The organism is Streptomyces sp. NBC_00690, from assembly GCF_036226685.1.
Classification (GTDB): domain Bacteria; phylum Actinomycetota; class Actinomycetes; order Streptomycetales; family Streptomycetaceae; genus Streptomyces.
The window spans coordinates 1,177,190-1,191,998 of the sequence record NZ_CP109009.1; the positions used below are offsets into that span (position 1 = coordinate 1,177,190).

The following is a 14,809-nucleotide window of genomic DNA, read 5'->3' on the forward strand; positions in this document are numbered from 1 at the left end:
CTCACTCCACGAAGCTGTACGGAGGCAGCGGGCCGGTCACCGTGAGCGAGAGGTGCGGTTGTTCCTGACGCAGGGCGTCGACCGCGTTCACCAGCTCCGCACTGCGGTCCCGGGCCACCAGGAAGGACAGGTTCGTCAGCCATCCGACGCTCTGCGGCCCGGCACTCACTTCCTCGGCCAGTCCCTCAAGGGACGTGCGGACGAGTTGGGCGTCGTGCGCTTCCCTCACCTGGACGGCCTGGGCGATGCGTTCACCGAGCCGCACCTTGTCCTCGTGCGATCCGCCACCCGACCGACGCCCGGCTTCGACGCTCTCGCGCAGGGCGGGATCGTCGGAGAGGACCCGGTACAGCACGGCGTCCTCATCGTGAGTGGCCTTGATGTTGTACTCGACCTTGCCGTCGAGGGCGCCGAGCCGCTCGACGTAGTACTCCTCCTTGTCGGCGAGAACCGACAGGAGTGTGCGGTCGTCCGGTGACACACCGCCGAAACGCAACGGCAGGACCGGCCCGGACTCCCCCGCTTGGCGCAGTACGTCCTGGTGGGCGAGGAGATCTCGCCGCTTGGGGCGCACCTTCTCTGGTGCGTCGCTGACCAGAGCCTTGATGCGGCCCTGGCTGACGACGCGGACGGGGCGCGGTGGGTCGCCCACACCCGCCGCATGTTCGGGCAGGTCCGGGTGCGAGCTACGTGCGATGCCGTAGACATAGAGACTCATGCGGACTCCTCCTCCTTCGGCTTGCGGGTCGCGGTCCGTCGGGTGCGGGTGGCGCGCGGCTTAGCCTCGGACCGCTCGCCCTGGTCGTCCTCTTCATCACGGCCCTGCTGGAACGACTCTGCGATGGTCTGGGCCGCTCCGGAGAGCGCGCCCTTGGTCTTGCCGCGTGCTCCGGACTCGGTCATCTCCCCGACGAGGTCGGGCAGGCCCGGGTCCTTGCGCGGTCCTGCTTCGAGGTCGAGGCGGTTGCACGCCTCGGCGAAGCGCAGATAGGTGTCGACACTGGCGACCACGATCCGAATGTCGATCTTGAGGATCTCGATGCCCACCAGGGAGACCCGGATAAAGGCATCGATGACGAGCCCCCGGTCGAGGACGAGTTCGAGGACGTCATAGAGGCCGCTGGAGCCGCCTCCCGAGCCTCGCGATTGCTGTTGTGCCGGTACCACGGTCATCTGCCAGCCCTTTCGTCGATTCCTTCTCGATGTGATGCGCGTACGGGCATGGAATCCGGGGCGGCGTCCCGAGCGGTCAGTCCGGGTCCGCCCGGCCGCGTTGATAGCGGCGGATGCGTCGGTAACCGCTCAGTTCGCCGGACTCGTCGAGCGTCACCTCGTACGTGGCGAGCAAGCTGGTCGTGCTGGGGACGCGTGCCATTTCGAGCACCTCGACCTCCAGCACCCAACCGCCTTCCTTCCGTTCGAACGAGGAGACCGATTCGGCCTCCCTGCCGGTGAGCTCGGCGAGCTGGGCACAGGCCCCGCGCAGCACTTTCATCGGCCCCGGTGTGGATGTGCCACCCCGGTCCTGACCCTGCGGTTGATCTTGGGTTTTCTTGGTTCCATCAGCCATAGCGCCTCCCGACTGCGTGTTGCACGCCAGCGCGCTTCCAAACCCCCCGCTCTTGCCAAGGGCCGTTCGAGCACCCCGCAAATGCCCAGCTCGCCCATTCGAACAACCCTCGCGAACAACTCCTGGAGGAACGGTTCGTCCATCGAGCGAAGGGACGTCGCGGGGCGGGCGCCCGGCGCTCTCGGCGTGCCGTTGCGGACACTCGGGGCCAGAGTGGGAGTGACCGTTCACAACGCGGTCGCGAGGTGCGTCACCGTTGCTGGAGGAGCCCTGGATGGAACCGTTGGAGGCGCTGGAGCGGGTGGCCTTCCTCCTGGAGCGCTCCCGTGCGGAGACCTACCGGGTACGGGCGTTTCGCACCGCGGCGACCGTCCTCGGGGCGATGCCGCCGGAGGAGGTCGCACGGCGCAGCGCGACGGGTTCCTTGGAGCGGGTGAAGGGCGTCGGACCCAAGACGGCGCGGGTGGTGCGGGAAGCACTGGTCGGGCAGGTGCCGGAGTACCTGCAACGGCTTGAGGAGGAGGCGGCGGTACCGCTGGCGGAAGGCGGGGAGTCGTTGCGCGCCCTGCTGCGGGGTGACTGCCATCTGCATTCGGACTGGTCGGACGGGGGCAGCCCGATCGAGGACATGGGACGCACCGCGATCGCCCTCGGGCATGACTGGGCCGTGCTGACCGATCATTCGCCACGGCTGACGGTTGCGCGCGGTCTCTCGCCCGAGCGTTTGCGGGAGCAGTTGGCGGTCGTGGCGGAACTCAATGAGCGGTGGGCGCCCTTTCGGCTCCTCACCGGCATCGAGTGCGACATCCTGACGGACGGCTCGCTGGACCAGGAGCCGGAGTTGTTGGACCGGTTGGACCTGGTGGTGGCTTCCGTCCACTCGGAGTTGCGGATGGAGTCGGCCAAGATGACCCGCCGGCTGGTGGAGGCGGTCTCCAATCCGCTGGTGGACGTGCTCGGCCACTGCACAGGGCGGCTGCTGATCGGGCGGGAACATCGGGGGCGGAGGGCGTCGAGCGGGGACGGTCGGCGGCCCGAGTCGCAGTTCGACGCGCAGCGCGTGTTCGATGCGTGCGCGGCCCACGGTACGGCGGTGGAGATCAACAGCAGACCCGAGCGGCTCGATCCGCCGATGCGGCTGCTGCGGTTGGCCGTCGAGACCGGGGTGTACTTCGCTGTCGACACGGACGCACACGCCCCGGGACAACTGGACTGGCAGGGCATCGGTTGTGCCCGGGCGGAGCAGGCCGGGGTACCGGCGGATCGAGTGATCAACACCTGGAGTGCAGCCGACCTGCTGGGGTGGACGGAGAGCGCCTGAGGTGACCTGGATCGGTACCTGTTTCGGCCGTATGGCTGACGCGGTCGGGGGTAGACGAGCGGCCATGACGGTCGAGAAGACAAGTGTGCTGGTCCTGGACTGCGCCGAGCCGGTGGAGTTGGCGGAGTTCTACGCCCAACTGCTCGGTGCCGAGGTGCACATCGGGAGTGACCCCGATTTCGTGGAGATCATCGGTCATCGCGGGGTGCACCTGGCCATCCGTCGGGACTTCGGCTACGCACCGCCGAGTTGGCCCCGCCCGGAGGACTCGCAGCAGGCGCATCTGCGCATCCTGGTGGAGCGCGGCGATATGGACGAGGCGGAGCGGGAGGTCATCGGCCTGGGCGCGAGACCGGTGGACACCAAGGACAACAGCGGTCCGCGCGATGTGCGGATCTACTCGGATCCGGCCGGGCACTCCTTTTCCCTCGCGGTCTCACCGCTGCCCCCGCAGCGGTGATGCTCATCGGGAAGTACGCGCTCAGGAGGGGCCGGGTGATCCGGCTGGCGCTGGCGAGGGCGCTCTGGCGGCAGTGATGTCACCGGCTCGGAGCCGCATGGTCCGCGTACGCTGATGGGCCCGCCCCGGAGTCGCGACCTGGGTGGGCCACCGGCGAGCCGAAGTCGAGGCGGCGGACAGAAGGGGCTCAACGGGCCTTGAGGACACCGATCTTGTCGATGCGATGCTCGGGATTGCCGAAGCCGTCGCGCCAGAAGTTGCCTGCTGCGTCGTCCTCCGGTGTGGCGCAGGTCGATATCGTGATCATGGCCTGGGTGGGCTTCTCGCCCGGCTTCCCCGGCACGGCGGCACGCTGTTCGGCCAGCGAGTCCGCGGACCGGAAGGACGTCTGCCGGGTCTCGGTGATCTCGTACTCGTAGATGGTGCCGCCCGCGGTGACACGGACCGTGTCGCCCTTCTGAAGGTCGGGCAGGTCACGGAGCGGGCCTCCTGCGGAGAGCCGATGGGCGGTGACCAGGTAGTTCCCTATCTCGCCCGGCCCGACCCCGCCTTCCTCGCCGTACGGGCTCGCGGCGACGCCCCGGTTCTGGATGGCGGTGCCCGGTGCATCGTCGGTGGTGCCCTCGTAGGGCACGACCCGGAGGTCCTCGACACCGATCGCGGGGATCGAAAGCGTCGCCGGCTGAACCTTCTGCGGGTCGTCGGCGGGGGTCGGGGCGGATTGCCCGGCCGTGCCGTCCACTGCCGCGGGCGCTGCGCTGGACGGCAGGGGCCCGGTGCTGAGCGTTGCGGCGATGGTGGGTCGTGCGCTCGCGGTACTGGTGTCCTCGGCGGAGGCGTCGGCCGAGGAGCAGCCCGCGAGCACGGTTATGAGCGCTCCTACGAGCGCCAGCGGGACAACTCGGGAAGCAGCCATATCTGGTCCGCATCGACGGCAGGTGCTGGATGGCGCCGCAGCCGGGGATGCCGCGGTCGGTCTACTGCGGGGAGAACGATCCGATCCGGCTTCGCGTTCCCGGCCCGGGCGTCACTCCCGTACCACCTTCCCACCATGCCGAACCTGGGCGGGCTCGGCAACGCGGCTGCTCGGGGGGGGCGGCTGGCCGAAGATGGGCTCTGGTCGGGCAAGGGTGCTGGTCAGCGCCCTATTCACGAGGGTTGTCGGCCGATGGGATCCATCGGCCCCGCATCGCTTCGCCGGCAAGCCTGCGAGGCAGCCACGGCAGCGCGCCGGTGTCCGATCGTTCCCGTCGGTGCCGGCGGTGCGCATCGGAGGCTTCGGTTCCCGACTACGTAAGATCATCGGAAGAGTGACATCGACCGGGAGGCGACAGCGGTATGGGCGACGAACCGACGCGGGCCGCGGCAAAGATTCCTCGTGCGGTGTACGAGAAGGAGTTGCTGCGGCTCCAGACCGAGCTGGTCAAGCTTCAGGAGTGGGTGCGCGTCGAGGGCGTGCGGCTGGTGGTGGTGTTCGAGGGTCGGGACGCTGCGGGCAAGGGCGGCACCATCAAGCGGGTGGCCGAGCATCTGAACCCGAGGGTCGCGCGGACGGTGGCCCTGCCCAAGCCCACCGAGCGCGAACGCAGCCAGTGGTACTTCCAGCGGTACATCGAGCATCTGCCGTCCGCCGGGGAGATCACCCTGTTCGACCGCAGTTGGTACAACCGGGCCGGGGTGGAGCAGGTGATGGGTTTCTGCACCAAGGAGGAGCACCGGCGCTTCCTCCACCAGTGCCCCATCTTCGAGCGGATGCTCGTCGAGGACGGGATCCTGCTGCGCAAGTACTGGTTCTCGGTGAGCGACGCCGAGCAGGAGTTGCGGTTCCGCAAGCGGTTGGGGGACCCGACTCGGCAGTGGAAGCTGTCCCCCATGGACCTGGAGTCCATCACCCGTTGGGAGGCGTACTCGCGGGCGAAGGACGAGATGATGGTCCACACCGACATTCCCGAGGCGCCCTGGTATGTCGTGGAGAGTGACAACAAGCGTCGGGCGCGGCTGAACATGATGGCCCATCTGCTGTCGACGGTGCCCTACTCGGAGGTGCCGCTGCCGGTCATCGAGATTCCCGCCCGGCCGCCGTCGACGGGGTACGAGCGCCCGCCGCGTGACCTCCAGACGTATGTCCCCGATCATGCGGCGAAGTTGACGTCCTGATCGCCGACCGGGTCTTCCACTCCGCGCGGTGGAGTGGAAGACCCAGTGGTGTCGGCGCACGTCGGCGCCGCGATCAGGCGTGGGCGAACTCGAACACGATCCGTGCGTCCACGGCACCGCTCAGGACGTCGTCGAACGACTCGTTGACCGACTCCAGCTCCCTGACCTCGGAGATCACTCGGGTGCGGCCGGCCGCGTGGAGTTGGAAGACCTCCGCAAGGTCCTGTCGGGTTCCCACGATGGAACCGATGACACTGATTCCGTTGAGCACGGTCGGGAAGATCGGCAGTTCGATCGTCCCCTCCGCCGGCATGGCCACGAGCACGAGCTTCCCACCGCGGCGCAGCCCGCCGTAGGCCGCTGCGAACGCCTGCTCGTTGACGGCCAGCGCGATCGCCGCATGGGCGCCGCCGTACTCCTGCAACCGTGCGGCGGGGTCTTCCTTGCGGGCGTCGATCAGGATGTCGGCGCCCAGTTCCCTCGCCAGCTCCAGCTTGGCGTCCGTGACATCGATGGCGGCCACCGTCGCCCCTGCGATCTTGGCGTACTGGAGGGCCAGATGGCCGAGGCCGCCGACGCCGGAGATGGCGACCAGCTGGGACGGACGCACATCGGCCACCTTGAGCGCCTTGTACGTCGTCACTCCCGCGCAGGTCAGTGGCGCTGCATCGCGCGGGCTGATCCCGTCGGGGACGACCTGGGCGAAGTCGGCCCAGGCCAACATCTTCTCGGCGTACCCGCCGTCGTTGGCGTAGCCCGTGTTGATCTGCTGCTCACAGAGGGTCTCCCAGCCGGAGAGACAGTGCTCACAGCGGCCACAGGCACGGCCGAGCCAGGGGACGGCGACCCGTTGGCCGACGGTGAGGTGCTCGACCGGGTCGCCGAGCGCCTCCACGATGCCGACGCCCTCGTGGCCGGGGATGAACGGTGGCGACGGCTTGACGGGCCAGTCACCGCGCGCCGCATGGATGTCGGTGTGACAGAGTCCGGACGCCTCAAGTCTGATGCGGACCTGACCGGGCTCGGGCTCCGGGTCGGGGCGCTCCTCGATGATGAGGGGCGCACCCAGTTCCCGTACGACTGCTGCCTTCATGGTCGTACTCCTCGCCTGGTTCGCCGGATGCTCACTGCTGCGGGATGACCGCCACGGGTGCGGTGGCGTGGTGGAGCACGGCGTGGGCGACCGACCCGATGCGGCCACCGAACGGCGCCCGACGCATCCGCCTCCCGACGACCAGGAGGGAGGCTCCCCGCGAGGCTTCCACCAACTGCTCGACGGCCTTGCCCGGTGCGGCCTGCTCCAGCACCTCGACCGACGGGTACTTGGGTCGCCAGGCGTCCAGTACCTCGGTCAGGGTCTCTCCCTCGATCCGTCCGAGCTCGGCGTTGAGCTGGGGGTCCGGGGGCAGTCCGTAGGCGAAGTAGGGCGGCAGGTTCCAGCTGTGGACGACCTTCAGGGGCAGTCCATGCCGCTGCGCCGCCTCGTAGGCGAACCGGATCAGGGCCTCGTCGGGTTCGTTGGCGTCCAAACCGAGGACGACCGGGCCCTCGGGGTCTCCCTGTACCTCCCGGCCGGTTCGGGAGTCTGCGGCCTCACTGCCGTCGGTGTTCGCAGCGTCGTCAGCGTCGTCAGCCGCTGTCAGGGCGCGGACGAGCACGACCGGACCTTCGGCTCGGGAGACCACCGCCTGTCCCACGGAGCCGACGAGGAAGCCGGTGATGCCGCCAAGGCCGCTGGAGCCGAGCACCAGCAGTTCGGCATCTTTGGTGAGCTCGGGCAGGACGTCGGCAGGGCGGCCGGTCAACTGCTCGACGGTGATGTCGAGCTCCGGATGGACCTTCCGCAACTCCTCGCCGGCCTCGCGGGGCAACTGCTCGGCCCACTGCTGCTCGTTCTCGGCGCTCAGGAAGGGCGCCTGGACCAGTGGCACCGACTCCCAGACGTTCACCAGCTTCAGCGATGCGCCCCGCAGCTTCGCTTCATGGGCGGCCCATTCTGCGGCGGCGAAGCTCTCCCGGGAGCCATCGAGTCCGGCGATGACGGTGCGAGACATGGTAGGTACCTCCAGAAGCGGTTGAGATCGTCAGTGATCCCGCTATCCAGCATGAGCTTCCGTACGCATGTGTGCGAGGGGCCGCAGGTCCCCCAGGGCCGGCCGCAGGTCCTTTGACCTGGGCCTACCGGCCCTGTCCAAAGGGCCCGACGATCATCGCGAATCGGGATGCACCCGACAATACGAGGGGAGATTGAGAGGTTCCGCGTTCAACTTCCCACCTGGGAGCGCCTTGCCGCGCTCACGGCAGCGCCTCCGCCTCGCCGCGCACACAGCCGCCAAAGCCTGCACCCGCACACCGGAAACACGTTCGAAGAACCCGGGAGCGCCCCACTCAGGTCACACGGGTCACGGTCGGCGCTCTGCGCCCCACTCCTCGTCCGTCACTCCCACGATCCTCAGCGCGGCCCGTGCCACCGCGTCCGCCAAGGCGTCCAACGGTCGGTCCCGATCCGTGCGGTGGATCAGAATCACCCCTTCGACCAGACCGAAGACCATGTCCGTACGCAGTGCCCGCTCCGTCGCGTCGAGCGAACTCCCCGCCCGGGTGGCCGCGAGCAGCCGCCCGTACGCGCGTTTCAGCTCGGCCCGCACCCTGCGGAACTCGGCGAGGCGCTCACTGTGCACCTCGGGCAGGAGGTAGAGGGCCCCCAGGTCGTGTGGCCCCTGGCAGAGCAGTCGGACATCTGCGCGGCACAGTTCGCGCAACCGATCCTCCGCGGGCCGTTCCGCCTCGCCCAGGAGCCTGCACGCGAGTCCCCACGATGGCGCGACGGTCGATTCCAGCAGCTCGGCCAGCAGATCTTCCTTGGCGGGGAAGTAGTGGTAGATCGTCGCCTGACGCATCCCGGCCCCCTCGGCGACGGCGCGCGTCGTCGTCGCCGCATAGCCGCGCGTGGTGAAGAGCCCGGCTGCGGAGTGGAGCAGTTCCTCCCGCACCGTCAGCCCGCTCTCCGCCCGCGGCACTGCCCGCGGCCGGCCGACCCGTCGTCCCGTCGTGACGCCCATACGGCCGATCGTCGCACACCATCCGGTCGCACCCGCCACCGACGGGGCCACTCTGGGATCCCCAACCCCCCTGACACATGGGCGCGTTGGCTGCATCTCACGCATGAGTGCTGATCGCCGAAGACATGGGCGAGCCTGCGACAGACGCGAAATGCGCACCTGGGCGGCGGATCGCGTCTGCGGCGTCCGCTCGGGCGCGACATTGTCCGAACGTCTGATGAAGCATTTCTCAATCGCCCGGTCCGTGCCGTCGTCCCCGGAAAGGCCCGGATCAGTACGGTCGAACGCGGTCACGGCGAGGGGTCATGTGCACGAAGGAGGGCCGGTCCTGGTTCCAACGGGGCCGGGTGGGGCCACGGGGGAGCCCAACTGGAGCGGGGCTCCCCGGGTCGCCCCCGTGCGGTCGATTCCGGTCTGGCGGGGAACCGGTCAGCGCGGCAGGGGGATGTCGCACGGCTCGGGCGGATTGAGGTAGCTCAGGCTCTCCAGGGGGTCGTCCGTGCAGAAGCGTGCCATCAGATCGGCGAAGTCGGCGATGCGCTCCAGCGGGGCGAGGTGGTCGGTCTCCTTGATGGTGCGGAACCGGGAGCCGGGCAGGTCGGCTGCGAGGGCCCGGCCCATGGCGGGGGTGGTGAGGGTGTCGTGCTCACCAGTGACGACGAGGGTGGGCACGACCGGTACGGGCTCCGGGCGCAGCCATTCATGATGCATCAAACGGCTGTTGTGTTCGGCGGACATGGCGAGTTGCTGGGGGTCTTGACCTGCGATCTGCTGGTAGACGAGCCGGGCGATCGCGGCATGTCGTCGAACGGTCCCCGTACCCGGAGGGGACATGAAGTGGTCCGCGAGTTCCCGTGCGATGGGTTGGATCTGCCCCTGCTGGATCATGGTGTCCCAGCGGCGCATGGCGGCTGCGTAGCCTTCGGGGATGGCGGGGGTCATGCCGACGAACATCAGCCGTCGCAGCAGATGCGGATAGTGCTGGGCAAAGCGGAGTCCTACGGCACCTCCGTAGCAGGCCGCGATCAGATTGACGCGGGGCAGGCGCAGTTCGTCGATGAGGTGGCGGACCGCCGCGGCGAGGAAGTCGATTCCATAGCTGGCGGGCAGGAAGTCCGCGGTTCCGTAGCCGGGCAGATCGACGGTGATCACTTCGCCCACCTCGGCGAGCCGTGCTTCATGACGCACCCAGGAGTACCGGTCCTGGGACGAACCGCCCAGGATCAGCACGGGTTCGGTTCGCGGCCGGCTGCTGGGTACGGTGCGACAGAGGTAGCGGAAGCCGGCGAAGGTCAACTCCCGCTCGTTGACCTTCTCTCCCAGGGCGGCGGGCCAGGTGAGGGACGGCGAGCCGCTCTCCAGTGTGGCGGTGCTGTCGATGGCAGGCACAGGGACTCCGTAGGGCTGGGTCTGGGGATGTGGTTCGGGTGTCCAACGCCGGTCCCCCGCCGTGGGGTACTGCCTTTCAGGGTGCGAAATGGTGTCCGACGCCGTGGCGGCCCTCGCTGCCACGGCGTCGGACTCCGCCCTGACGCGCTCCCCGATGGGCTCACCAGGGCGGACCGGGCCGGTTGCGTCCGCTCAAACGCCTTCGACCATGGTGGGTTCGTCTCCGGTCGGCGTCCGGATTGCCCGGGCCGTGGGAATCACCCGTACGGGGGCACTCCTGGACGGTCCCGTCTCCGGCACCGTGCGCGGGCGGACAGGTCGCCCCAGGCGTGGATGGTTCGGGCGGTGCTCCGGGGCTCGTTCGGTACGAAGGACGGCGCGGGCCGCAGGGCCAGCGCCTTGGGGCTCCGTGCGCTGCGCCCGCTCGGGTCCCAGTCCCCGGTGCCCGAGACGAGTGTGGTGAGGGGGACTCCTCGGGCGTCGCGTGGGTGTGCCTCTTCCCGGCGATGGGCTGGGCTGGGAGCGGGTGCGGCTTCGAAGGGTGAGGGACATCGGCGAATGCCTCACTCGACTTCGACGACCACCGTGTGCCAGCCACTGGCCCCGTCGGGGACGGTCTTGGCCCGCTTCTCCGTCTGGATCTCGCCCGCGCGGTCCGTCGCTCGCACGGAAAGCGTGTGGTTGCCGGAGGTCGCCTTCCACGGCAGGGACCACTGGCGCCAGGTGTCGACGGTGTGCTGGGCAGCGAGGTCCGCCCGCCGCCAAGGGCCGTCGTCCACCCGGACCTCCACCCGGTCGATGCCACGGTGTTGGGCCCAGGCGACCCCCGCGATCATGACCGTGCCCGCTCCGGGCCTGGCGAAGGGTTTGGGGGTGTCGATGCGGGACTGGGTCTTGATGGGTGCCTCGCGAGCCCAACCCCGCTTCACCCAATAGGGGTCGTAGTCGTCGAACGTGGTGAGTTCGATGTCCTCGATCCACTTGCAGGCGGAGACGAAACCGTAGAGTCCGGGCACGACCATACGGACGGGAAAGCCGTGGTCGAACGGCAGTGGTTCGCCGTTCATGCCGAGGGCGAGCATGGCGTCCCTGCCGTCCATCACGGCATCGACCGGTGTGCCGAGGGTCATTCCATCGACGGACCGTGCGACCAGCTGGTCCGCCCGTCCGCCCCTCGACGGCGGCTTGACGCCTGCTTCGCGCAGCAGGTCGGCGAGGCGCACACCGATCCAGCGGGCGTTGCCGACGTAGGGCCCGCCGACTTCGTTAGAGACACAGGTCAGGGTGATGTCGCGCTCGATCAACTCACGGTTCAGGAGCTCCTGGAAGGTGAGGGTGAGCGGCCTTTGCACGCCCTTGCCATGGATACGCAACCGCCAGGCGGTGGCGTCGACCTTCGGCACCACCAGCGCGGTGTCGACACGGTAGAAGTCCTTGTTGGGCGTGGTGAAGGGCTTCATCCCGGGGACGCGCAGCTGCGCGTCGGGCGGGATCGCCGCCGCAGCGGAGGCGGGCCGCGGTAGCAGTACCGCCGTACGGGAAGCCACCGCGTCCTTGCCGTGACGTGCCGTGAGGGATCGGCCGAGCGTCCCGACGCCGGCCGATGCGACGGCCGCGGCGGAAGCAGCGATCAAGAAGGCGCGCCGATCGCGTCCGGTGTCGGGTTCCCTACCGTCGACCGGTGCGGGGGTGAGCGCCCCGATCAGGAGGTACAGGACCGCGGAGCCGATGAGGGCCCCGATCAGCGAGGGCAGCGCGTCGGTCCAACTCTGCGAATCGGGCCGGCTGACGGCTGCCACGGTACCGACGACGCCGAAGACGAGTACACCGGCCGCGCCGATCCTCCGGTGCCGAAGGGCGAGCAGTCCCAGCGCCAGCGCGAACAGCACCAGGACGCTGACGATGCCCAGTTGCAGCACCAGTTTGTCGTTGGTGCCGAAGGAGCGGATCGCCCAGTCCTTGACCGGTGCGGGGGTGAGATCGATGGCCGCACCGCCGACAGCGGTGATGGGTCCGGCTTCGGGCCGAACGGCAGCCGCCACCAGTTCGGCCGCGGCGAGGGCGGCGAAGCCGGCCAGTAGACCGCTCACTCCTGCCGACGCAGCGCGCGTGAGGGCTGTTCGTTTGGTCGTCACATCCTGCATTCGGAACCGACCGCCGGCAGGATTGGTCGCTTCCCGGATCGATCAGCCGTCGTGAGGTACTCCGTGTCCCCTTCGGAGGGTACGAGGGGTTCGCCGGAGGGTATGAGCGTCCCCGCCCGGGACGGCGGGGCGGGGACCTGGTCGTGGGCTCCGACGGCTCGCTCGGCGCGCGCCGGCTGTCAACGGGCGTTGGGCCGTACCACCCGCGTCCTGTGCGCGCCGTGAGCCGAGCCCGCTCAGTAGCCCGGAGGGTGGAACCGGCCGCCCGGCTCGACGCCGGCCTGGGCGAGGACGAAGTCACGGGACCGGTCGACGAGTCCGACCACTTTCCGCTCGTCGACGCCCACCAGTTTGCCGTCCGCCTTCACCCGTCGGCCGGCGACCCACACCGAGTCGACCAATCCGGGGTGCCCGGCCAGCACGACCGCGCCTGCGGCGTTGTTCATGGGGGCCATCTCGATTCCGTCCGCCCGCATCAGGACGACATCGGCGTCCTTGCCGGGCGTCAGCGAACCGATCCGGTGGTCGAGACGCAACGCCTTGGCTCCGTTGATGGTGGCGAACTCGATCGCGTCACTGGTGTTGAGGGGGAGTTGCTCCTCCAGAACGCCGCCCCGCTGGGCGGCCTCTGCGTGGGCGAAGGCGCGCTCCACCAGCAGTACGGTACGCATCACCTGGAAGAGGTGGCCGGTGTTGCAGGTGGCGATGTCGATGCCCAGGGAGGGCGCCATCCCCACGTCGAGGAGTCGTCTGGTGGCGGGCCAGCCGTGCCCCATCTGCATCTCGATCTCGGGTGTCATCGCGGCCGAGCAGCCGGAGTCGGCCATGATCTGGAACTCATCGTCGGCGAGGGAGTTGCAGTGGGCACAGACCACGTCGGGGCCCAACAACCCATTCTCGGCGAGCCAGGCGACCGGACGATTGCGTCCCCATGCACCGTCACCGACGTGTACGGAGATGAGCACGCCCAGTTCCCGGGCGAGGGCCCAGTCGTCGCGGGTGACGTCGTGGGTGGCGTACTGCGGCCCGCGCAGCGCCATGCCCATCTGGACCAGTTGGTCATCGCTGGAGAAGTGTTGCGACCTGACCCGCCGTGCGTCGGCAGCGTTGGTCGCGAGCTCGCTCACCGGTAGCCACTCGTCGTTGGCGTTGCCGTAGCACATCACGAACCGGCCGTGCGTCTCCTTGAGCGCCTCAATCGCCGCGTCCGCGTGGTCGGGGGTGTTCATGTTGTGCGACCAGTCGAGGACCGTCGTCACTCCGGCGTTAAGTGCCTCATAGGCACCGGCGAGATTGCCGGCGTACACGTCTTCGGCACGGAAGTGCCCCCCGAGTTGCACCCGGACACCCGCGAAGTACTGGCTCAGGGTCCAGTCGGCCGCGATGTTGCGGAGCACCGTCTGCCAGAGGTGGCGATGGGTGTCGACCATGCCCGGCATGAGGATCGCTCCACGCCCGTCCACCACCTGCGCTCCGTCGGTGGGGAGGTCGCGACCCACCGCAGCGATCTTGGTCCCCTCGATGAGCAGATCCGCACCGTCGAGATTCCCGATGTTCGGATCGACGCTGATGATGTCGGCGTTTTGAATGAGAGTCCGGTTCACCACGTTCTCCTCTGTCGTGCCCTGTACCGCCGTCGTGGGCTCGCTGCGGGCTCGTTGTGGCGCGCCTCACGTCCCGCGGTGAGCGTACGAACCGGCCGAACAGGGTGTCAAGCATGAATGGACACCCAGGGTGGACATCACATTAATAGTCAGGCAAAACATCTCTTTACTTGCGCCTTCCGTAAAAAGGCTCTCGTTTCACCTCGATATCGACCAGCTCAATGGGTTGATATGCCAGTAATCAACCATAGATCGAACTCTCAGCACCCACCCCAGGGTGTCCAGTCAGGCTGCACGAATCGTCGTAGCGCCTAGACTGACAGTCGTGACTGATACGACCGCGCACCCGGTTCAGGAGTCCCCCGCCACGACGCTCGGCACCCGGCTTCGCGCCGTACGCCTCGACAGCGGAGAGTCGGTGCGCGGACTGGCGCGTCGGATCGGCTGCTCCGCCAGCCTGTTGTCACAGATCGAGCTGGGCAAGACAGCCCCATCAGTGGGCATCCTCTATCGGCTCGCCAACGAGCTGAACGTGTCCACGGACTTTCTGTTGCAACCGGAGCCGTCGCCGAGCCGGGAGGGATCCACAACGGAGCAGGGCACATCGGGAGCGGCTACAGCCCCGGGCGCCGCGCCGACCGGCGGATTCCGCTCCCTCCAACTGCTCCCCCCGTCCTACCAGGCCCAGATCCAGCGGGCGGACAGCCGGCGCGGCATCGACTTCGGCAACGGCGTCCGATGGGAGCGTCTCACCACGATCTCCGACAGCCAGGTGGACTTCCTGGAGATCGTGTACGAACCGGGCGGCTCATCCAACGAGGACGACCACTCGGGCGGGCACGAGGGCTTCGAGTACGGCATCGTGACCGCCGGCGAGTTGACAATCCGCACCGGGGACGAGGAGTACGTGCTCAGGCAAGGGGATTCCATCGCCTTCGACTCGCTCACACCGCATGTGTTCCGCAACGCCGGCACGACGACCGCCCGAGCCATCTGGTTCGTGGTCCACGGGACCCGAACGTCCTGAAGCGCGGGACACGACCGGTGGCACGCCAACGCTCCGGTACGGCGATGACCTGCCAGGTCGGCGCCGGGATCTCAC

At 68.6% G+C, this 14,809-nt stretch carries 14 protein-coding genes; 4 read left to right on the forward strand and 10 right to left on the reverse strand.

Going from position 1 to position 14,809, the window contains the following annotated elements; genetic code table 11:
* Nucleotide 1 precedes the first annotated feature (1 nt).
* From OID54_RS05160 to OID54_RS05170, 3 genes are all read right to left on the reverse strand, one after another.
* Nucleotides 2–718, reverse strand: coding sequence for a GvpL/GvpF family gas vesicle protein (locus tag OID54_RS05160; protein ID WP_329014587.1), 717 nt, complete (start codon nucleotides 716–718; stop codon nucleotides 2–4).
* Nucleotides 715–1,173 (reverse strand): gas vesicle structural protein GvpA, encoded by a 459-nt coding sequence (locus OID54_RS05165; RefSeq protein ID WP_329014590.1) that lies wholly within the window; start codon nucleotides 1,171–1,173, stop codon nucleotides 715–717. The genes OID54_RS05160 and OID54_RS05165 overlap by 4 nt, the downstream gene beginning before the upstream one ends.
* A 76-nt stretch (nucleotides 1,174–1,249) precedes the next feature.
* Nucleotides 1,250–1,570: a gas vesicle protein GvpO gene (locus tag OID54_RS05170; RefSeq protein WP_329014593.1), complete on the reverse strand. Its 321-nt coding sequence runs from the start codon at nucleotides 1,568–1,570 to the stop codon at nucleotides 1,250–1,252.
* Nucleotides 1,571–1,844: 274 nt separating this feature from the next.
* On the opposite strand from OID54_RS05170, the gene OID54_RS05175 reads away from it, so the two are divergent.
* Nucleotides 1,845–2,891, forward strand: a complete 1,047-nt coding sequence (locus tag OID54_RS05175) for a PHP domain-containing protein (protein WP_329014596.1) — start codon at nucleotides 1,845–1,847, stop codon at nucleotides 2,889–2,891.
* 64 nt (nucleotides 2,892–2,955) lie between these two features.
* On the forward strand, nucleotides 2,956–3,351 hold the full coding sequence (locus OID54_RS05180) for a VOC family protein (protein ID WP_329014598.1): 396 nt from the start codon (nucleotides 2,956–2,958) through the stop codon (nucleotides 3,349–3,351).
* Between the two features lie 187 nt (nucleotides 3,352–3,538).
* Here the strand turns inward: OID54_RS05180 and OID54_RS05185 are convergent, their stop codons facing one another.
* Complete coding sequence (locus OID54_RS05185; RefSeq protein ID WP_329014601.1) at nucleotides 3,539–4,267, reverse strand: class E sortase; 729 nt, start codon at nucleotides 4,265–4,267, stop codon at nucleotides 3,539–3,541.
* Nucleotides 4,268–4,689: 422 nt separating this feature from the next.
* Between OID54_RS05185 and ppk2 the strand changes: the two genes are divergently transcribed.
* Nucleotides 4,690–5,508, forward strand: a complete 819-nt coding sequence (gene ppk2, locus OID54_RS05190) for a polyphosphate kinase 2 (RefSeq protein WP_329014604.1) — start codon at nucleotides 4,690–4,692, stop codon at nucleotides 5,506–5,508.
* 73 nt (nucleotides 5,509–5,581) lie between these two features.
* Here ppk2 and adhP read toward each other — a convergent pair whose 3' ends face one another.
* The 6 genes from adhP to OID54_RS05220 all read right to left on the reverse strand — a co-directional run bounded on the left by adhP (nucleotide 5,582) and on the right by OID54_RS05220 (nucleotide 13,707).
* Entirely contained in the window at nucleotides 5,582–6,601 is a 1,020-nt protein-coding gene (gene adhP / locus OID54_RS05195; protein WP_329014607.1) for an alcohol dehydrogenase AdhP, read from the reverse strand.
* 31 nt (nucleotides 6,602–6,632) lie between these two features.
* Entirely contained in the window at nucleotides 6,633–7,562 is a 930-nt protein-coding gene (locus OID54_RS05200) for a universal stress protein (protein WP_329014610.1), read from the reverse strand.
* A gap of 348 nt (nucleotides 7,563–7,910) precedes the next feature.
* Nucleotides 7,911–8,570, reverse strand: a complete 660-nt coding sequence (locus OID54_RS05205; protein WP_329014613.1) for a TetR/AcrR family transcriptional regulator — start codon at nucleotides 8,568–8,570, stop codon at nucleotides 7,911–7,913.
* 429 nt (nucleotides 8,571–8,999) lie between these two features.
* The gene (locus tag OID54_RS05210) at nucleotides 9,000–9,959 is read right to left on the reverse strand and encodes an alpha/beta fold hydrolase (RefSeq protein ID WP_329014616.1); all 960 of its coding nucleotides are present in this window, start codon (nucleotides 9,957–9,959) and stop codon (nucleotides 9,000–9,002) included.
* A gap of 563 nt (nucleotides 9,960–10,522) precedes the next feature.
* A complete protein-coding gene (locus OID54_RS05215; RefSeq protein ID WP_329014619.1) occupies nucleotides 10,523–12,103 on the reverse strand; it encodes a molybdopterin-dependent oxidoreductase in 1,581 nt (526 codons plus the stop codon).
* Between the two features lie 236 nt (nucleotides 12,104–12,339).
* A complete protein-coding gene (locus OID54_RS05220) occupies nucleotides 12,340–13,707 on the reverse strand; it encodes an amidohydrolase family protein (protein ID WP_329014622.1) in 1,368 nt (455 codons plus the stop codon).
* A gap of 325 nt (nucleotides 13,708–14,032) precedes the next feature.
* On the opposite strand from OID54_RS05220, the gene OID54_RS05225 reads away from it, so the two are divergent.
* Nucleotides 14,033–14,734 carry a helix-turn-helix domain-containing protein gene (locus OID54_RS05225; RefSeq protein ID WP_329014625.1) on the forward strand — a complete coding sequence of 234 codons (702 nt, stop codon included), beginning with the start codon at nucleotides 14,033–14,035 and terminating at the stop codon, nucleotides 14,732–14,734.
* Nucleotides 14,735–14,809 lie beyond the last annotated feature (75 nt).